18 protein-coding genes and 1 tRNA gene are annotated in these 16324 nt (G+C 63.0%); 9 read left to right on the top strand and 10 right to left on the bottom strand.

Going from position 1 to position 16324, the window contains the following annotated elements; all coding sequences use genetic code 11:
* Positions 1–14 precede the first annotated feature (14 nt).
* Positions 15–956 (bottom strand): ACP S-malonyltransferase, encoded by a 942-nt coding sequence (gene fabD / locus E4662_RS14540; protein ID WP_136442315.1) that lies wholly within the window; start codon positions 954–956, stop codon positions 15–17.
* Positions 957–1115: 159 nt separating this feature from the next.
* Between fabD and E4662_RS14535 the strand changes: the two genes are divergently transcribed.
* Positions 1116–2330: a cytochrome b/b6 domain-containing protein gene (locus E4662_RS14535; RefSeq protein WP_136442314.1), complete on the top strand. Its 1215-nt coding sequence runs from the start codon at positions 1116–1118 to the stop codon at positions 2328–2330.
* 332 nt (positions 2331–2662) lie between these two features.
* On the opposite strand, the gene E4662_RS14530 is transcribed toward E4662_RS14535, so the two are convergent.
* Complete coding sequence (locus E4662_RS14530) at positions 2663–3235, bottom strand: YceI family protein (RefSeq protein ID WP_136442313.1); 573 nt, start codon at positions 3233–3235, stop codon at positions 2663–2665.
* A gap of 104 nt (positions 3236–3339) precedes the next feature.
* The gene (locus tag E4662_RS14525; RefSeq protein WP_136442312.1) at positions 3340–3576 is read right to left on the bottom strand and encodes a hypothetical protein; all 237 of its coding nucleotides are present in this window, start codon (positions 3574–3576) and stop codon (positions 3340–3342) included.
* A gap of 259 nt (positions 3577–3835) precedes the next feature.
* Between E4662_RS14525 and rpsF the strand changes: the two genes are divergently transcribed.
* Genes rpsF through rplI form a run of 3 tightly spaced genes read left to right on the top strand, consistent with a single transcriptional unit; the run spans position 3836 to position 5082 of the window.
* Positions 3836–4192 carry a 30S ribosomal protein S6 gene (gene rpsF, locus E4662_RS14520; protein WP_136442530.1) on the top strand — a complete coding sequence of 119 codons (357 nt, stop codon included), beginning with the start codon at positions 3836–3838 and terminating at the stop codon, positions 4190–4192.
* A gap of 23 nt (positions 4193–4215) precedes the next feature.
* Entirely contained in the window at positions 4216–4443 is a 228-nt protein-coding gene (gene rpsR / locus E4662_RS14515; protein WP_008328567.1) for a 30S ribosomal protein S18, read from the top strand.
* 12 nt (positions 4444–4455) lie between these two features.
* Positions 4456–5082, top strand: a complete 627-nt coding sequence (rplI, locus tag E4662_RS14510; protein WP_136442311.1) for a 50S ribosomal protein L9 — start codon at positions 4456–4458, stop codon at positions 5080–5082.
* Between the two features lie 195 nt (positions 5083–5277).
* Here rplI and tig read toward each other — a convergent pair whose 3' ends face one another.
* The 6 genes from tig to E4662_RS14480 form a co-directional block, all read right to left on the bottom strand.
* Positions 5278–6609, bottom strand: coding sequence for a trigger factor (gene tig / locus E4662_RS14505; RefSeq protein ID WP_136442310.1), 1332 nt, complete (start codon positions 6607–6609; stop codon positions 5278–5280).
* Positions 6610–6713: 104 nt separating this feature from the next.
* Complete coding sequence (locus E4662_RS14500) at positions 6714–7475, bottom strand: hydroxypyruvate isomerase family protein (RefSeq protein ID WP_136442309.1); 762 nt, start codon at positions 7473–7475, stop codon at positions 6714–6716.
* Entirely contained in the window at positions 7472–8116 is a 645-nt protein-coding gene (otnC, locus tag E4662_RS14495; RefSeq protein ID WP_136442308.1) for a 3-oxo-tetronate 4-phosphate decarboxylase, read from the bottom strand. The genes E4662_RS14500 and otnC overlap by 4 nt, the downstream gene beginning before the upstream one ends.
* Positions 8113–9351: a 3-oxo-tetronate kinase gene (otnK, locus tag E4662_RS14490; RefSeq protein ID WP_136442307.1), complete on the bottom strand. Its 1239-nt coding sequence runs from the start codon at positions 9349–9351 to the stop codon at positions 8113–8115. The genes otnC and otnK overlap by 4 nt, the downstream gene beginning before the upstream one ends.
* Positions 9348–10253, bottom strand: coding sequence for an L-threonate dehydrogenase (gene ltnD / locus E4662_RS14485; protein WP_136442306.1), 906 nt, complete (start codon positions 10251–10253; stop codon positions 9348–9350). Before ltnD ends, otnK begins: the two co-directional genes overlap by 4 nt.
* A 159-nt stretch (positions 10254–10412) precedes the next feature.
* Positions 10413–10497: transfer RNA gene (locus E4662_RS14480), tRNA-Leu, on the bottom strand.
* 351 nt (positions 10498–10848) lie between these two features.
* Here E4662_RS14480 and E4662_RS14475 point away from each other — a divergent pair.
* Positions 10849–11325, top strand: coding sequence for a Hint domain-containing protein (locus E4662_RS14475; protein WP_136442305.1), 477 nt, complete (start codon positions 10849–10851; stop codon positions 11323–11325).
* Positions 11326–11404: 79 nt separating this feature from the next.
* Here E4662_RS14475 and E4662_RS14470 read toward each other — a convergent pair whose 3' ends face one another.
* Positions 11405–13012, bottom strand: coding sequence for an NAD(P)H-hydrate dehydratase (locus E4662_RS14470; RefSeq protein ID WP_136442304.1), 1608 nt, complete (start codon positions 13010–13012; stop codon positions 11405–11407).
* A gap of 174 nt (positions 13013–13186) precedes the next feature.
* Between E4662_RS14470 and E4662_RS14465 the strand changes: the two genes are divergently transcribed.
* The 4 genes from E4662_RS14465 (at position 13187) to E4662_RS14450 (ending at position 16275) form a co-directional block, all read left to right on the top strand.
* On the top strand, positions 13187–13525 hold the full coding sequence (locus E4662_RS14465) for a P-II family nitrogen regulator (protein WP_136442303.1): 339 nt from the start codon (positions 13187–13189) through the stop codon (positions 13523–13525).
* Positions 13526–13617: 92 nt separating this feature from the next.
* Positions 13618–15024: a type I glutamate--ammonia ligase gene (gene glnA, locus E4662_RS14460; protein WP_136442302.1), complete on the top strand. Its 1407-nt coding sequence runs from the start codon at positions 13618–13620 to the stop codon at positions 15022–15024.
* Positions 15025–15167: 143 nt separating this feature from the next.
* Positions 15168–15362 carry a hypothetical protein gene (locus tag E4662_RS14455; RefSeq protein WP_136442301.1) on the top strand — a complete coding sequence of 65 codons (195 nt, stop codon included), beginning with the start codon at positions 15168–15170 and terminating at the stop codon, positions 15360–15362.
* Positions 15363–15453: 91 nt separating this feature from the next.
* A complete protein-coding gene (locus E4662_RS14450; RefSeq protein WP_136442300.1) occupies positions 15454–16275 on the top strand; it encodes a lytic murein transglycosylase in 822 nt (273 codons plus the stop codon).
* Positions 16276–16324 lie beyond the last annotated feature (49 nt).

The raw sequence follows: 16324 nt of genomic DNA, 5'->3' as shown, positions 1-16324 counted from the left end.
AAGAAATTTGCGTCTCAGCCGTTGAGCGTTTCAGCCGCCGCCTTCGCATCTGCCGCCGTGCCGACATTGCCCACCGATGCCGGTTTGTGGATGCGGCGGACCATGCCCGAGAGCGCCTTGCCCGCGCCAATCTCCCAGAAGGACTCGACGCCCTGCGCCACCATCCAGGACACGCTTTCGCGCCAACGGACGGAGCCGGTGACCTGTTCGATCAGCAATTGGCGAATGGTGTCCGGATCCGTGACTGCCTCGGCACGCACATTGGCGACCACCGGCACTTTCGGCGCATTGATCGTGGCCTTGGCCAGTTCCTCGGCCATCACGTCCGCGGCGGGCTGCATCAGGGCGCAGTGGAATGGGGCGCTGACCGGCAGCAGCAACGCGCGCTTGGCCCCTGCTTCCTTGGCAATCACGGTGGCGCGCTCCACGGCGGCCTTGGCGCCGGAAATCACCACCTGCGCCGGATCGTTGTCGTTTGCCGCCTGGCAGACCTCACCCTGCGCCGCTTCCTCGGCCACCGCCTGCACCGCCGCGAGGTCCAGCCCGAGAACAGCCGCCATGGCCCCCTCACCCACCGGAACCGCCGCCTGCATGGCCGCGCCGCGGGCGCGGAGCAGTTTGGCTGCATCTCCCACAGAGAGCGCGCCCGCCGCCGTCAGCGCGGAATATTCACCCAGCGAGTGCCCGGCCACAAAGGACGCCGCCTCAATGGAGACCCCTTCGGCCTCCAGCGCGCGCATGGCGGCAATCGAGGTAGCCATCAAAGCCGGTTGCGCGTTGGCGGTCAGCGTCAGCTCGTCCGCGTCGCCTTCCCAGATCAGATCGGAGAGCTTTTCGCCAAGGGCTGCGTCCACCTCGTCAAAAACCGCTTTCGCCGCCGGATAGGCCTCTGCGAGGTCCCGGCCCATGCCGATGGTCTGTGCACCCTGACCGGGGAAAATGAATGCGCGGCTCATCTCGGCCTCTCCTCCGCTTCTTTACGTTAAGCCAAGCCCTTACCGCGCCGCGCCCCGGCGGGCAAGCGCTGGCACAGGATATGTGCGCTTATGCGGGTTGTCTGAGGCGGGCCAGCCGATATGTCGGAGCGACCCCATCTCAACCGTGTGAGTTCAGCCATGTCGCTCAGCAACACCGCCACAAGCTTCGGCCCCTTCTCGAAATTTCTGCACTGGAGTGTCGCGCTCGGCATCATTGCGCTGATCCCGCTGGGCGGCATCGCCAATGGAGCGCCGTTTGACACGCCCGACGCGCTGGCATGGAAGGCGCAGTTGTTCAGCATCCACAAGACGCTGGGCGTCGGTGTGTTCTTTCTGGCGTTGATCCGGATCGTCTGGGCGCTCAGCCAGCCGAAACCGGTGCCGCTGCATCCGGAAAACCGGCTGGAGACCTTGCTGGCGGAGGTGGTGCACTGGATGCTCTACGGCGCGCTGGTGCTGGTGCCGCTGTCAGGCTGGATCCACCACGCCGCGACAACCGGCTTTGCGCCGATCTGGTGGCCCTTTGGACAGGGTCTGCCATTTGTGCCGAAAGACCCGGGCGTAGCGGAGGTCTTTGGCAAGATGCACGTGATCTTCAAGAACGTGCTGATCGTCAGCCTGCTGCTGCATATCGCCGGCGCGCTCAAGCACCACGTGATCGACCGCGACGCAACCTTGCGCCGCATGTTGCCGGGGCGCACCGAGGCGGGCACGCCGGGGCAGTCTGGCGGGCATGGGTTTGCCGCGCTTGCGGCGCTGGCGCTCTGGGGCGCTGCGATTGGCCTGTCCTTGCTGCCCGGTGGCGGTCATGGACCGGCTGGGGCCGCGCCAGCCGCGCTGGAACAGACCCAGAGCGACTGGACAGTTCAGGACGGCACGCTCGGGATCAGCGTGTCCCAGATGGGCAGCGCGGTCGAAGGCCGCTTCGGCGAATGGCAGGCGGCGATCCGCTTTGACGAGACCATCACCGAGGGTGCCATGGGCGATGTGACGGTCGACGTGGCCATTGGCTCGCTCTCGCTGGGGTCGGTGACATCGCAGGCGCTTGGCGCGGAGTATTTCGACGCAGGCCGCTTCCCCACCGCGCAATACAGCGGCGAGATCTTCGCAGTGGACGGCGGCTTCGAGTTGCGCGGCGCATTGACCCTGCGCGACATCACCGTGCCTTTGGTCCTTGATTTTGAGCTCACGCTCGACGGGGACATCGCCACGGTATCCGGCGAAGGAAGCCTCGACCGGCGCGACTTTGCCATCGGTGAAAGCATGACCGATCCGGGCCAGCTCGGGTTCGACGTCTCGGTCGAGTTCTCGCTTGTGGCAGACCGGAGCATTGAGGCGGCTGGCGGGAGCTGAGGGCCTGAAGCGGACATCGCGCACCCCACCCGCCCCGGACTTGATCCGGGACCTCTTGGCCAGCGCACAAGCCGCGCCATCGACGGGCCGGGGCGCGGCGATCCCACCTCTGAAACCCTTGATTTATCCGCGCCACTGGCGCGCTAGACAGGTGTAGCTCGATACGACTACCCAATCGCCGTGCCGCAGGGACGGCCCGTCGATGGCGCGGCGCCCTTCGGGCTTGATTCCGCGCTTGAGGTGCAAGGAAGTGGTCGCGTCGGTACCACTAAAATCCCAAAAGCCCCCCGCAGCATCCTGCGAGGGGCTTCTTCAACATAGGGATGAAGGTATCACTCGGCTTTCATGGCCTCGACCGAGATCATGACTTTCACTTCATCGCTCACGAAAGGCGCGAAATTGCCGACGTTGTAATCCGAGCGCAGCAGCGTGGTGGTCGCGTCAAATCCGGCCCAGGGCTTCTTGGCCATCGGGTGCTCCATCTCCTGGTTCAGGGACGCTTCCAGAACCACGGATTTGGTCACACCGTTCAGGGTCAGATCGCCGGTGATGTTGGCGGTCTTCTCGCCGGTCACTTCGATGCCGGTGGAGGTGAATGTCACCATCTCATCTTCGCCCGCGCCGAAGAAATCTTCGGACATGAAGTGCTGGAAACGGCCTTCCCAGCCGGTCAGCATCGAACGCACCGGGAAAGACACGCTGACGGAGGAGGCCGCCGGGTCTTCCTTGTCCCAGGAAATCTCGCCTTCGAAGCCGGAGAACATCCCGTAGGTGGTCGAGTACCCAAGGTGGTTGTAGCTGAACACGATCTGGCTGTGGCTGGCGTCCAGAGCGTAGGGAACGGCCTCGGCAGAGGCGGCAAGCGGCGCGGCGGCGATGGCCGCGGTGAGGAAAAACTGTTTCATGTCCGAACTTTCGGTTGATTGCATACCGCCGAAACATCGGGCACCCGGATGCCGCTTTCAATTCACAGGACAATCACAGACTCTGTGCAAAACCGAACGAAGATTTATCCGCGCCGCGCACAGCAGACGAGAAACACACCGCCGACAAACAGCACCACCGAAACCCACAACTGCGTCAGCGCGCCCCCCGGCACGCCGTGGCTTGTATGGGTCAGCCACAGACCAACAGCCGACAGGCACAAAGCCGCACCGAGGATCAGAAGAAGAAGAGAGAAAAAGAAGCCCGAGAGCGAGATTTCAACCGGGGTGCGGCGTTTGACGTCTGCGGCAAGCGTACTCATGATCGGGTTCTCCTGATCGGAAACAATGATGACTGAACCCAAGGCTCTATCCCCGATTGGGCAACACTGTGGCAGGATCGGGGAAATGCGATGCCGCACCATCCAAGCCCCCTGCCGCCCCCCTTGCGCCGCCCCGCAAACCATGCGATAGGGCCGGACCTTTCGCGACTTAGCTTTGCACCGCGCAGTCTCTCGTGGACCGGGGCGAAAGGGACACCCGGCCCTATGAAATGCGCCTTGAAAAATGAACGGAGATAGCATGCCGCTTTATGAGCATGTCATGATCGCGCGTCAGGATCTGTCCAACGCGCAGGCCGAAGGCCTTGTGGAACACTTCACAGCAGTTCTCAGCGACAACGGCGGCAAGGTCGTTGATTCCGAGTACTGGGGCGTGAAGACCATGGCCTACAAGATCAACAAGAACCGCAAGGGCCACTACGCCTTCCTGAAGACCGACGCGCCTTCGACCGCGGTTCAGGAAATGGAACGCCTGATGGGTCTGCACGACGACGTGATGCGCGTTCTGACCATCAAGGTCGACCAGCACGCCGAAGGCCCGTCCGTCCAGATGCAAAAGCGTGACGAGCGTGAAGGCCGTCGCGAGCGCCGCAACTGATCCCCGAAACAAGGAGTTAAACCATGGCTGCAAAACCGTTTTTCCGCCGCCGCAAGGTCTGCCCCTTCTCGGGCGACAATGCACCCAAAATCGACTACAAGGACACCAAGCTCCTGCAACGCTACATCTCTGAGCGTGGCAAGATCGTCCCAAGCCGTATCACCGCCGTTTCGGCCAAGAAGCAGCGTGAACTGGCCCGCGCCATCAAGCGCGCCCGCTTCCTCGCCCTGCTGCCCTACGCCGTGAAATAAGGAGCGACTGACATGCAAGTTATCCTTCTCGAACGCGTGGCCAAGCTCGGCCAGATGGGCGACGTCGTTGACGTCAAGCCCGGTTACGCCCGCAACTTCCTGCTGCTGCAGGGCAAGGCCCTGACCGCCTCCAAGGAGAACATCGCCTCCTTCGAAGCTCAGAAAGCCCAGCTCGAAGCACGCAACCTGGAAACCAAGAAAGAAGCCGAAGCACTGGGCGAAAAGCTGGACGGCCAGCAGTTCGTCGTGATTCGTCAGGCTTCCGATGGCGGCAACCTCTACGGCTCCGTCACCACCCGTGACGCTGCGGAAACTGCAACGGCCGAGGGCTTCTCGCTCGACCGCAAGCAGGTCATCATCCGCCAGCCGATCAAGGTTCTGGGTCTGCACACTCTGGAAATCCACCTGCACCCCGAAGTGATGGTCACCATCGAACTGAACGTCGCCCGCTCCCCCGAGGAAGCGGAGCTTCAGGCTTCCGGCAAGTCCATCCAGGAACTGGCCGCAGAAGAAGAAGCACAGGCCGAGTTCGAAATCTCCGAACTGTTTGACGACATCGGCTCCGCCGCTGACGAGGACTCCGACCTGGTCGAGACCCCGGAAGGCCGCGCCGCCGAAGCCGCAGACGACGAGAACTGATCGGCTTTCGCCGGTTCTGATCCGGGATTGCGAAAAACAGACCGCCGCGCAGGGTTCTGCGCGGCGGTTTTTTGTTGGGCGCTTCCCGGATTGCTCACCACGCCTTCGGCGCTGTCTCGCGGCGCTCTCCCCTTGCCACCGGACACAAAAAAGCCGCCCCGAAGGACGGCTTTTCCGTTGGTCTGATCGGGAAGATTACTCTTCGTCGAGCGCTTCCACGGCCTTCTGGAGATCGTCCTTGGAGACCTCTTTCTCGGACACTTCGGCCCCTTCGGCGATGTGGTCGATCACCTTGTCTTCAAAGATCGGCGCGCGCAGCTGCTGCTGCATCTGCGGGTTCTGGCGCACGTAGTCGAAGAAGGCGCGTTCCTGGCCCGGGTACTGGCGGGCCTGGTTCATGATCGCCTGGGTCATCTCGGCGTCGGACACTTCGACCTCAGCTTTCTGACCGATCTCGGCGAGCAGCAGGCCAAGGCGCACGCGGCGCTCGGCGAGCTTGTTGTGCTCTTCGGTCGGCTCGATCTCACCGTGATCGTGGCCGGTGTCTTCCGGGTTTTCCTCGTGGTAGAGCTGATGCGCGATCTGCTTGGCTTCTGCTTCCACGAGGCTCGGCGGCAGGTCAAAGGAGACAAGGCCGTCCAGCTCGTCGAGCAAAGAGCGCTTCATCACCGCGCGGGCCGCGCCCACGTATTCGGCTTCGAGACGCTCACGGATCTGACCTTTCAGCGCGTCGAGATCTTCGGCACCGAACTTGGTGGCCAGCTCATCGTTGATCTCGGCTTCGGCCGGGGCCTTCACGCCTTTGATCTTGCACTCGAACACGGCGGCTTTGCCGGCGAGGTTCTCGGCACCGTATTCTTCGGGGAAGGTCACTTCGACGTTCTTCTCTTCACCGGCCTTGGCACCAACAAGCTGCTCTTCGAAGCCCGGGATGAAGGAGCCGGAGCCCAGAACCAGCGGGTAGTCTTCGGCGGAACCGCCGTCAAACGCTTCGCCGTCCACCTTGCCGAGGAAGTCGAACACAACCTGGTCGCCATCTTCGGCGGCTTCGCCTTCGGCGCGGTCTTCGAAGTTCTGCGCGGTCTTGGCGAGATCGGCCAACGCTTCGTCAACGGACGCATCGTCCGCCTTGGTCACCAGCTTCTCGACCTTGATGCCGGAGAAGTCGACCTCGGGCACCTCGGGGAGCGCCTCGTAGGACATGGTCACTTCCACGTCGTCGCCTTCTTTCCAGTCCTCGTTGGTCATCTTGACCTCGGGCTGGAGCGCCGGGCGATCGCCGCTGTCTTCGAAATGTTTGTTCATCGCGCCGTCGATGACTTCCTGCATCGACTCGCCAAGCAGGCGCTGGCCGAACTGCTTTTTCAGCAGCGGCATCGGGACCTTGCCCTTGCGGAAGCCTTTCATTTCGACTTCGGGCTGCGCCTCGACCAGCTTTTCGTTGACCTTGTCGTCAAGCTCGGCGGCCGTCACGGTGATCGCATAGGCGCGCTTCAGACCGTCGTTCAGAGTCTCGGTGACCTGCATGTTTTCCTCTTTATCCTCTTCGGCACGGGCCCGCCTCGATGCGACCGCCCCGGGTTCAAAATCTGGGTTCTTCTAAGCGTGAGACGGGTGCGGCGCAAGGTGATTCATGTGCTTTTGCGCAAGGCCGCCATCCAGTGCAGGCTTTCCTCCGTTGGCCCGCCGGGCTTGTATTCCGCGCCCAGGGGCCGCGTCCATCCGGCGGCCTCGATCCGGGCAAAGATTTGCGCGTAGTTCAGCTCTCCCCGATCCGGCGCGCCGCGCTCCGGTACGGAGGCGAATTGCACATGGCCGATGAGGTTTTGCAGCGCCTCGAACCGGGTGATCACATCCCCTTCGGTGCGGCCCACGTGATAGCAATCAAACATCAGCCGGACATTCGCCCGGTCCACCTCTGCGATGATCGCCACGGCCTGATCCGTGATGGTCAGGAAATAGCCGGGCGCATCATGGCGGTTGAGCGGCTCGATCAGGATCGTGATCTCCCCGGCCTGATCGGCGGCATAACGCAGGTTGGCGACAAAACTCTCATGCGCCGCCTGCCCTTCAGAAAAGCCCGCCATGACATGCACCGCCCCTGCCCCGATCTGGCGCGCGTAGTCCAGCGCCTGATCAATTGCGGCGCGGGCCTCTGCCTCGCGCCCCGGCAAGGCGCTGAGCCCGTTTTCGCCGGGATTGCCGCGCAGGGTGTTGAGGCCAAGCATGGGCAGGCCCGTTTCCTCCAGCGCGGCCTTTGTCTCGGCGGCGGGCGTCTCATACGGCCAATGGCATTCAACCGCCTCAAAACCGGCGGCTTTGGCGGCGAGGATGGCATCGGGCAGGCTGAGCTCCTGCCACAGGAACCCAAGGTTGGCGGAGAACTGTCTCAATCGTCCCACTCCACGTTGTACTTGGCCACCAGCGCCTGCACCTGATCCGAGGTCAGCCCGCGCGGGTTCATGCCGCGCGTCATCATGGCCAGCTGCGCCGTGGCTTCCATCTCTTCGATGGCGTTGCACGCGGTCTGCACGTCCTTGCCCGCTACGACAGAGCCGTGATTGGCCAGCATCACCGCCGCACGTTTGCCACCAAGCGCACGCACCGCCTCGCCCATCGCCGGATCGCCGGGCAGGAAAAACGGCAAGAGCTTGACCCGGCCCAAAAGCATGATCCCGTAAGGGGTCAGCGCGGGCAGGAAATCGTTCTCATCTGCGGGCAGCATCGAAAGCGCCACGCAATAGGGGGAATGCAGGTGCACCACCGCACCCGCCGCGCGCCGCGTGTCATAAAACGCCATATGCAGCGGCATTTCCTTCGTCGGCTTGTCGCCGCCGATATGGGCACCGGAGGCATCAAACCGGGCAAGCCGGTCCGGATCCAGCCGCCCAAAGCTTGTCCCCGTGGGCGAGACCAGCAGCCCGCCATCTTCGGTCCGGGCCGAAATATTGCCGGTGCTGCCATGGGTCAGGCCGCGATCAAAGAGCGACTTTGACAGGACGCAGATTTGTTCTCGGAGTGCGGTTTCGCTCATGTCAGCCCTTCCAGCAGTCTGTTTGCTTTGGCAAAAAAGTCTTCCGCCCCGAAGTTGCCGGACTTCAGGGCCACAACCAGAGCAGGCCCCGCCCGCAAAGCCGGCACGCCCGGATCAATCTCTGGCCCGATCTCCAGCGTATCCAGCGACAGCCCTTCGACAATCGCGCCGGAGGTCTCGCCGCCTGCGGTGATCACACGGGTCACGCCCCGCGCGACGCACTGCCGGGCGACCTCGGCAAAGAGCCCCTCCAGCGCCTCCGAGGCGGTCTCACGTCCGTAATGTGCCTGCACCTGCTTGACGGTCTCGGGATCGGCGGAGGTGTAGATCAGCGGCAGACCGTCCTGCGCCAGTGCCCAGTCCGTCAGGTCTTCGGCCGTGACGCGCCCTTCCAGCACATCCGCCGCACGCACCTCCCGCGCAGGGCTTTGCGCCTTGTGTTTTTCCACCTGCGCCCGCGTGGCAATGGAACAGGAACCCGAAAGCGCCACCGCTCGGCCCGCCTGCCCGGTCCAGGGCGCATCCCCCGCCGTGCAGCCGAAATTCGCGGGCAAGCCCAAAGCCACGCCCGAGCCGCCAGTGATCAGCGGCAGGCCCTTGGCCGCGCGGCCAATCTCCATCAGGTCTTCGTCCCGGATCGCATCCACCACGATCAGCCGGTGCCCCTTGGCATCCTCTTCTTCGAGCCCCGCCGCAATGGCGTTTGCCCCGGCAAACACCGCCTGCGCGGCAACATGGCCCACGGTGCCTGTGGTCTGCGGCGTCAGCCAACGGCGCAGGTCCGCATCGGTCATCGGGGTGAGCGGATGGTTCTGCATCCCGCTTTCGCTCAGGAGCATGTCCTTGACGAACAGATGCCCCTGATAGACCGAGCGCCCGGTCCCCGGAAACGCCGGGCAGACAATGACTTTCCGCGCATTCAGCGCATCAGCCAACGCATCCGCCACCGGGCCGATATTGCCCTCTACGGTGGAATCGAAAGTGGAGCAATATTTGAAAAAGATCTGCTCACAGCCCTGAGACAGCAACCAATCGAGCGCTTCAAGCGACAGCCGCACGGCCTCCTGCGGGTCAATCGAGCGGGACTTGAGCGCCACAACCCCCGCCTCTACATCCGCCCCCGCATCCCCGGTTGGCGTGCCGGAGTATTGCACCACCCGCATGCCGCCTTTGGCCAACGTGTTGGCAAGGTCGGACGAGCCGGTGAAATCGTCCCCGATACAGCCCAGCTTCATGCCTCTTCTCCCGGAAGCGTCAGCCCGGCATTGCGGGCGTAGACCTTCGCCACGGCGGCGTCATCCTCGCCGCCCAGCCCCATGCCCTGCGCCGCCAGATATTGCTGAAGCGCGGCAGCGGTGATCGGCGCACTGAACTGCGCGGATTTGGCGATGTCGAGCACGATGCCCAGATCCTTCGGCCAGATGTTCACCGAACTGTGCGGCGTGTAATCCCCGGCCACGATATGCGGCGCGCGGTTTTCCAGCATCCAGCTGGAGCCCGCGCATTTCGAGATCACCTCGACGAACTTCTCCGGCGCGACGCCCTGGGTCATGCCAAAGGTCAACGCCTCTGCCATGGCCGCGATATGCACCCCGGCGAGCAACTGGTTGACCGCCTTCATCGCGCTGCCCGCCCCGGCTTTATTGCCCAGCTCAAACACCGTCTCGGCGCAGGCCTCCAGCACCGGCCCCGCCGCTGCGAACGCCTCGGGCGTTCCGGAGGCCATGATCGAAAGCTGCCCGTTCGCCGCCTTGACCGATCCGCCGCTGATCGGCGCATCAAGATAATGCACGCCCTGTTCCGCACAGCGCGCGGCCATGGCGCGGGCAAAATCCGGGGGCACCGTGGCACAGGCCAGAACCACCGCGCCGGGCTTCAGCAACGGCACAACGCCGTCCTCGCCGAACAGGACGCTTTCGGTCTGTGCCGCGTTCAGCACCACCACCGTGACCGCATCCAGCGTTCCGGCAATATCCGCCAAACTGCCCTGCGCCCCGCCATCGGCCACAAATCGCGCCGTTGTCTCCGGGTTGATGTCAAAGCCGTGGCAGGTGAGCCCGCCCGCAAGATGCGATTTGGCAATGCCGTAGCCCATTGAGCCAAGCCCAATGACCGCCGATATGCATGATTTGCCCATGAATGACCCCTCCCAAGCCGCATTGTTACCGCTACCGCTTACGCTTTCTCACGCGCGTGTCAAACCAAATGCAGCCAAAGCGCAGGCAAACCGGGGCATCCGGCCCGGGTTCTGCTGGACCTCAGGATCAGGCATCTTGCGGTTGGAAAGTCTGCAAGTTGGTGCGGGTGGAGGGACTTGAACCCCCACGCCTTGCGGCGCCAGAACCTAAATCTGGTGCGTCTACCAATTTCGCCACACCCGCATCCGGCCCGAAGCGTCCCCGGGCAGGTGGCTGTCTAGCAAAGCCCGTCCGGGAGGGCGAGAGGAAAAATCAAATCAAATTGCAGCAAAGACCAAAGGCGCTGTTAACCTGATCTTGGCGCAGGCGCCGCATGCTCTGACGGCTCTCCCACAGGCTGGTCTTTTCATGCCCAATCGCCCTGCAAAACCGCCCATGACCGGCCCTTCGATGCGCCGCAGGCCACGTGATGCGCAAAAGACTCAATCAGGCATGGATGCGCCCCGCTCGCACGAAATGAGCGCGACAAAGGCGCATTCGCGCCGTAATCCTTGGACAAAAACCGAGGCAGAGACGAGGACAGGACGGCGCAGCATGGCTTTTGATATCATTGAAAAAAGCGTCCGGAGCGGAAGCCGGGACAGTCGGCAAGGACACAACGCGCTTGTGGCCGGAACCGTGGTGTTGACCCTCGACGGCGCGCTGCCGGTCGAGTTCATCTCCGCCGGGGACCGGGTCATCACCCGGGACAGCGGCACCGCGATTGTGCGCGACGTGCGCCGCAGCACCCGCACCTTGCGCGGCATCTCCATCAAGGCCGGCTCGCTCGGCAACGCCCGCCCGGACCGCGACGTGATCCTCTCTGCCACGCAGGAGGTTCTGATCCGCGACTGGCGCGCGGATGCGCTCTTTGGCGGGGCCCCGGCGCTTGTCGCGGCGGAGCGCCTCGTGGATGGCGAGTTCGTGCGCGAGACCGAAGAGTATGAGGCCGAAATGGTCGAGCTGGTCTTCGACACGCCGCACATCCTATATGCGGACGGTTTGGAAGTGGCGTCCGGCAGCCTGCTCTGATCCACCAGAACTGCGCGCCAGGATCGGCGGTCCGAACGGGCCGCCTTTTGCTTTTCGGGCGCCGGGGCACAGCCCCGGCCTACAGACCGTTGGCCTGAAACACCTTCGGGAGTTCTTCAGGAAGATCTTCCGCGATCAAACCCGGCCCGAAACTGCGCGCACATTCGACGTGCAACCATGCGGCGGTTTCCGCGGCCTGCATGGGGTCAAAACCCCGCGCAAGCAGACCGGTGATGAACCCGGCCAGAACGTCGCCGGACCCCGCTGTGGCAAGCCAAGGCGCGGCGCGCTCATAGACGGCGGCATTGATCGAGGCGCGACCGCCCGGTGCGGCGATGACCGTGTCGGAACCTTTGAGCAGCACGACGCAGCCAGCGCGTTTGGCCGCCTCGCGCGCGGCGTCAACCTTGGAAAAAGCCGGGCCTTTGGTCGGCGTGTGGGTCAATTTCTGCACGATATCGGGAAAAAGCCGCGCGAACTCACCCATATGCGGGGTAATCACGCAGGATTCGTGGAGGTTTGAGAACAACGCTTCGGGCGAGTCCGCGAAAGCGCTCAGAGCATCTGCGTCCAAGACCGTAGGGCGGGGTTCCACCCCGCCTGCCCCCAGCGCAACCGGCACCAGCTCCCGAGCCCGTTCCAGACCCAGGCCCGGCCCGAGACACAGCGCGTTGAGCCGCTTGTCACCCAAAACCTCTGCCAAGCCTGCCGCATCGTCGACGCGCATCATCATCAGGGCGGTGATCTGCGCCGCCACCTCCATCTGCGCCGATCCCGGCACGCCAAGGCTCACAAGCCCCGCCCCAATCCGCAACGCCCCGCGCGCCGCGAGACGGGCCGCGCCGGTGCGGCCAAACCCGCCGGAGAGGATGAGGGCGTGGCCGTGGGTGTATTTGTGGGTTTGCTGAAAGCGCGCTTCGGCAGAGGGTTTTTGGAGGTTCTCCGCGCCATAGACGCTCTTCCAAGTCTGAAATCCGTCGGTCACCCTTTCCAGCTCAGGCTGTGCAAAAGCAGCGTTTTGATACTCGGGCTCAATGCCAATATCGGCGACCCTGAGCCGGCCACACAAACCCGGCCCATACCCCAACACATGCCCCCGTTTCTTGGCATGAAATGTTACAGTCAGATTAGCAAGAAATGGCGACCCAAGTGTTCGGCCGCTATCCGCACAGACCCCACTCGGGATATCTATGGCGACGCGGTATGTGCTTTCACGCATGGCTTGGTCTTCTTCCAGTGCCATGCCTGCGTAGTCTTCTCCGAAAGACACAGGGCGCGTCAATCCCGTGCCAAAAATCGCATCGACTGTTAAATCGGATGTGCAACCTACCGAAGGCACACCATCAGACCCAGGCGCGCGCACCGCCCCCAAAGCCCCCCACCGCTCATAATTCACCTTAGCATCCGGCGGCAGCCGATCCGCCTCGCCATAGAGGAAAACCTCAACCGTCCAGCCCCGCTCCTTGAGCAATCGTGCCACGACAAAGCCGTCGCCGCCGTTGTTGCCCGGACCGCAGAGCACCACGGCGCGGCGCGTGCCCTCCGCCAGCTCGGGCCACTCTTCGAACACCGCTTCGACCACGCCCTGCCCCGCGCGTTCCATCAGTTCCAGCCCGGTCACGAAGCCGCTTTGGATCGCCGCCTGTTCAATCGCCCGCATCTGGGCCGCGGTGAGCAATTCTGTCATGTTCCAAACCTCAGCGATTCAATTCCGCTCAATTTTTGAGCGTTCCGCATAATTTTTGACCGTGCCGCATTTTTCAGCACTTCCCATGGGCCCAGAATGGCCCTATCCGATTGTGGCTGCCAGACAGAAATGATCTGCACAGGTCCAAACGAATTACGAGGAGACGGGAAGGCCATGAAAAAGATCGAGGCGATCATCAAGCCGTTCAAGCTCGACGAGGTCAAGGAAGCGCTGCAAGACGCAGGCATTCAGGGCCTGAGCGTTGTCGAGGTCAAAGGCTTCGGCCGTCAGAAGGGTCACACCGAACTGTACCGCGGCGCGGAATACGTGGTGGACTTTCTGCCCAAGGTGAAAATCGAGACCGTTCTGGATGACGATCAGGTCGAACCGGCCATCGAAGCCATCGTCGGCGCGGCCAAGACTGACAAGATCGGCGACGGCAAGATTTTTGTCAGCCCGGTTGAGCAGGCCATCCGCATCCGCACCGGCGAAAGCGGCTCGGACGCGCTCTGAGGCGCGGGCCGATTTGCCAGACCAGATGAGGCGCGGGGCAACCCGCGACCATGCACACGAACCCAATCATAACCAGTCAGGGGAATGACACCATGAGCGCAAAAGACCTGCTCAAAATGATCAAGGACGAAGACGTACAGTACGTTGACATCCGTTTCACCGATCCGCGCGGCAAGCTGCAGCACGTGACCGTGATCGTGGACGAAGTTGACGAGGACTTCCTCGAAGAGGGCTTCATGTTCGACGGCTCGTCGATTGCAGGCTGGAAGTCGATTGAATCGTCCGACATGAAGCTGATGCCGGATTGCGCCAGCGCCTACATCGATCCCTTCTACGCGGAAAAGACTGTCTGCGTGCACTGCTCCATCGTTGAGCCGGACACGGGCGAAGCCTACAACCGCGACCCGCGCGGTACCGCCGAGAAGGCCGAAGCCTACCTCAAGTCCTCGGGCATTGGTGACATCTCCTACTTCGGCCCGGAAGCGGAATTCTTCCTCTTCGACGACGTCAAGTTCTCCGTTGCTCCGAACAAGGTTGGCTACGAGATCGACGCCGACCACGCCGCGTGGAACACCGACGCCGAGTTCGAAATGGGCAACCTGGGCCACCGTCCGACCTACAAAGGCGGCTACTTCCCGGTCAACCCGATGGACGACGGCCAGGACATCCGGTCCGAGATGCTCTCCACCATGAAGCGCATCGGCATGAAGGTCGACAAGCACCACCACGAAGTGGCGACCTCGCAGCACGAGCTGGGCCTCGTGTTCGGCTCGCTCACCGAGCAAGCGGACCACCTGCAGAAGTACAAGTACATCGTGCACAACGTGGCTCAGGCCTATGGCCGCTCCGCCACCTTCATGCCGAAGCCGATCGCAGGCGACAACGGCTCGGGCATGCACGTGAACATGTCGATCTGGAAAGACGGCAAGCCGCTCTTTGCTGGCGACAAGTATGCTGACCTGTCGCAGGAAGCGCTGTACTTCATCGGCGGCATCCTGAAGCACGCGAAGACGCTCAACGCCTTCACCAACCCGTCCACCAACTCCTACAAGCGTCTGATCCCGGGCTTCGAAGCGCCGGTTCTGCGTGCGTACTCCGCAAGCAACCGTTCCGGCTGCGTGCGTATTCCGTGGACCGAATCCCCGAAGGCAAAGCGCGTCGAAGCGCGTTTCCCCGATCCGGCGGCAAACCCCTACCTGTGCTTCGCAGCGCTGCTGATGGCTGGTCTCGACGGCATCACCAACAAGATCGATCCGGGCGAAGCCATGGACAAGAACCTCTACGATCTTCCGCCCGAAGAGCTGGCCGACATCCCGACCGTCTGCGGCTCCCTGCGTGAAGCTCTGGACGCTCTTGAAGCCGATCACGACTTCCTGCTGGCCGGTGATGTGTTCACCAAAGACCAGATCGAGGGCTACATCGAGCTCAAGATGGAAGAAGTGGTTGCTTACGAAACCACCCCGCACCCGGTTGAGTTCGGCCTGTACTACAGCTGCTGATCCATCCGATCTGCGAGACTTCGAGAGGGGCGCCTTTTGCGGGCGCCCCTTTTCTTGTGGCGTTTTGAGCACAGATTTTCCCAGTACCGCCCCTGCCCCAATCCGGTCACGCTGTAGCCCGGATTGACTGGAAGACAGGGAGCATGGAGCAAAAACCGACCATAGAAGACGTTGTCTCCCGGCTGACAGAAGCCGAGGCCGCCGCCCCGGAACGCGCGCCCACACCGCTGCCGCGCGCACCGGTAGAGCCGTCCAAAGGCCACCCCGGCCGCTGGGTCTTTGCGCTTGGCGGGGCGATCGGCGTGGCCTCCCTCGCGGCGCTTTCGATGCTGCGATAAGGGGATGACAAGTCAGGAATTCCCACTTGGAGGATAAGGCCGAGCCGCCTATCCTGCCCGGAAAGACCAACAGATTTCCGGGGACACTTCCATGCGACGCATTCTTTCTGCTCTTTGCCTGACCGCACTAACCGCCGCCGCCGCACCGGCCTGGTCGGCCAACTGCATCACTCAAAAAGGCGCCTGGGGCCAATACAAATCCGGCTTTGGCCAACAGGCGCAAAAGGCCGGGATCGGCCAGCGCGGACTGCAGGCGCTTTCCGGCGCAAAGCTCTCTTCGATCACGTGGAAGTTCGAATCCCGCCCCAGCAGCCAGAGCGGCGTGTCTTATGGCGATCCGGCCAAGTTCCTTGCCAAGCGCTCCGGCAGCTCGGCGCAAAGCTTCATCAACATGGCCAATTCCCGTCTGAAAAAGAACGCCGGGCTGTTCAACGCCATCGAGAAGAAGTATGGCGTGCCCGGCAGCCTTCTGGTGACGATCTGGGGGCTTGAGACCTCCTGGGGTGGCTACACCGGGGGCACCTCCATCGTCGACGGGGCCATCACCCTCGCCTCCTACTGCCGCCGCCACCCGCGCTTTGAGCCGCACGCGATTTCTGCTCTGCAACTGGTGGATCGCGGCGTGATTTCCTCAAAAACCAAGGGCGGCCCTTCCGGTGAGCTCGGCCATATGCAGTTCCTCGCGGGCAACTGGCTGCGCTTTGGCGTGGACGGCAACGGCGATGGCCGGGCCGATCCCTACAACGCCGCCGACGCGCTGGCCTCTGCAGCCAACATGCTGCGCCGCAATGGCTGGAAAAAGGGCCAGCCCTTTGGTCAGGGCACTGCCAACTTCCGCGTGCTTGCGGCCTGGAACGACAGCGGCAACTACCAGCGCGCCATCGCCTACGCCGCCGAACGCATCGGGCAATAACGCGACTCACCCTGCGTCAATCCTTAACAACACATTCGATCCCGGGAGT

Source organism: Pacificoceanicola onchidii (genome assembly GCF_004804335.1).
In the GTDB taxonomy this organism is placed as follows: domain Bacteria; phylum Pseudomonadota; class Alphaproteobacteria; order Rhodobacterales; family Rhodobacteraceae; genus Pacificoceanicola; species Pacificoceanicola onchidii.
Note: the sequence above shows the minus strand (reverse complement) of the source record. Positions and strands in the feature narration are given on the sequence as shown.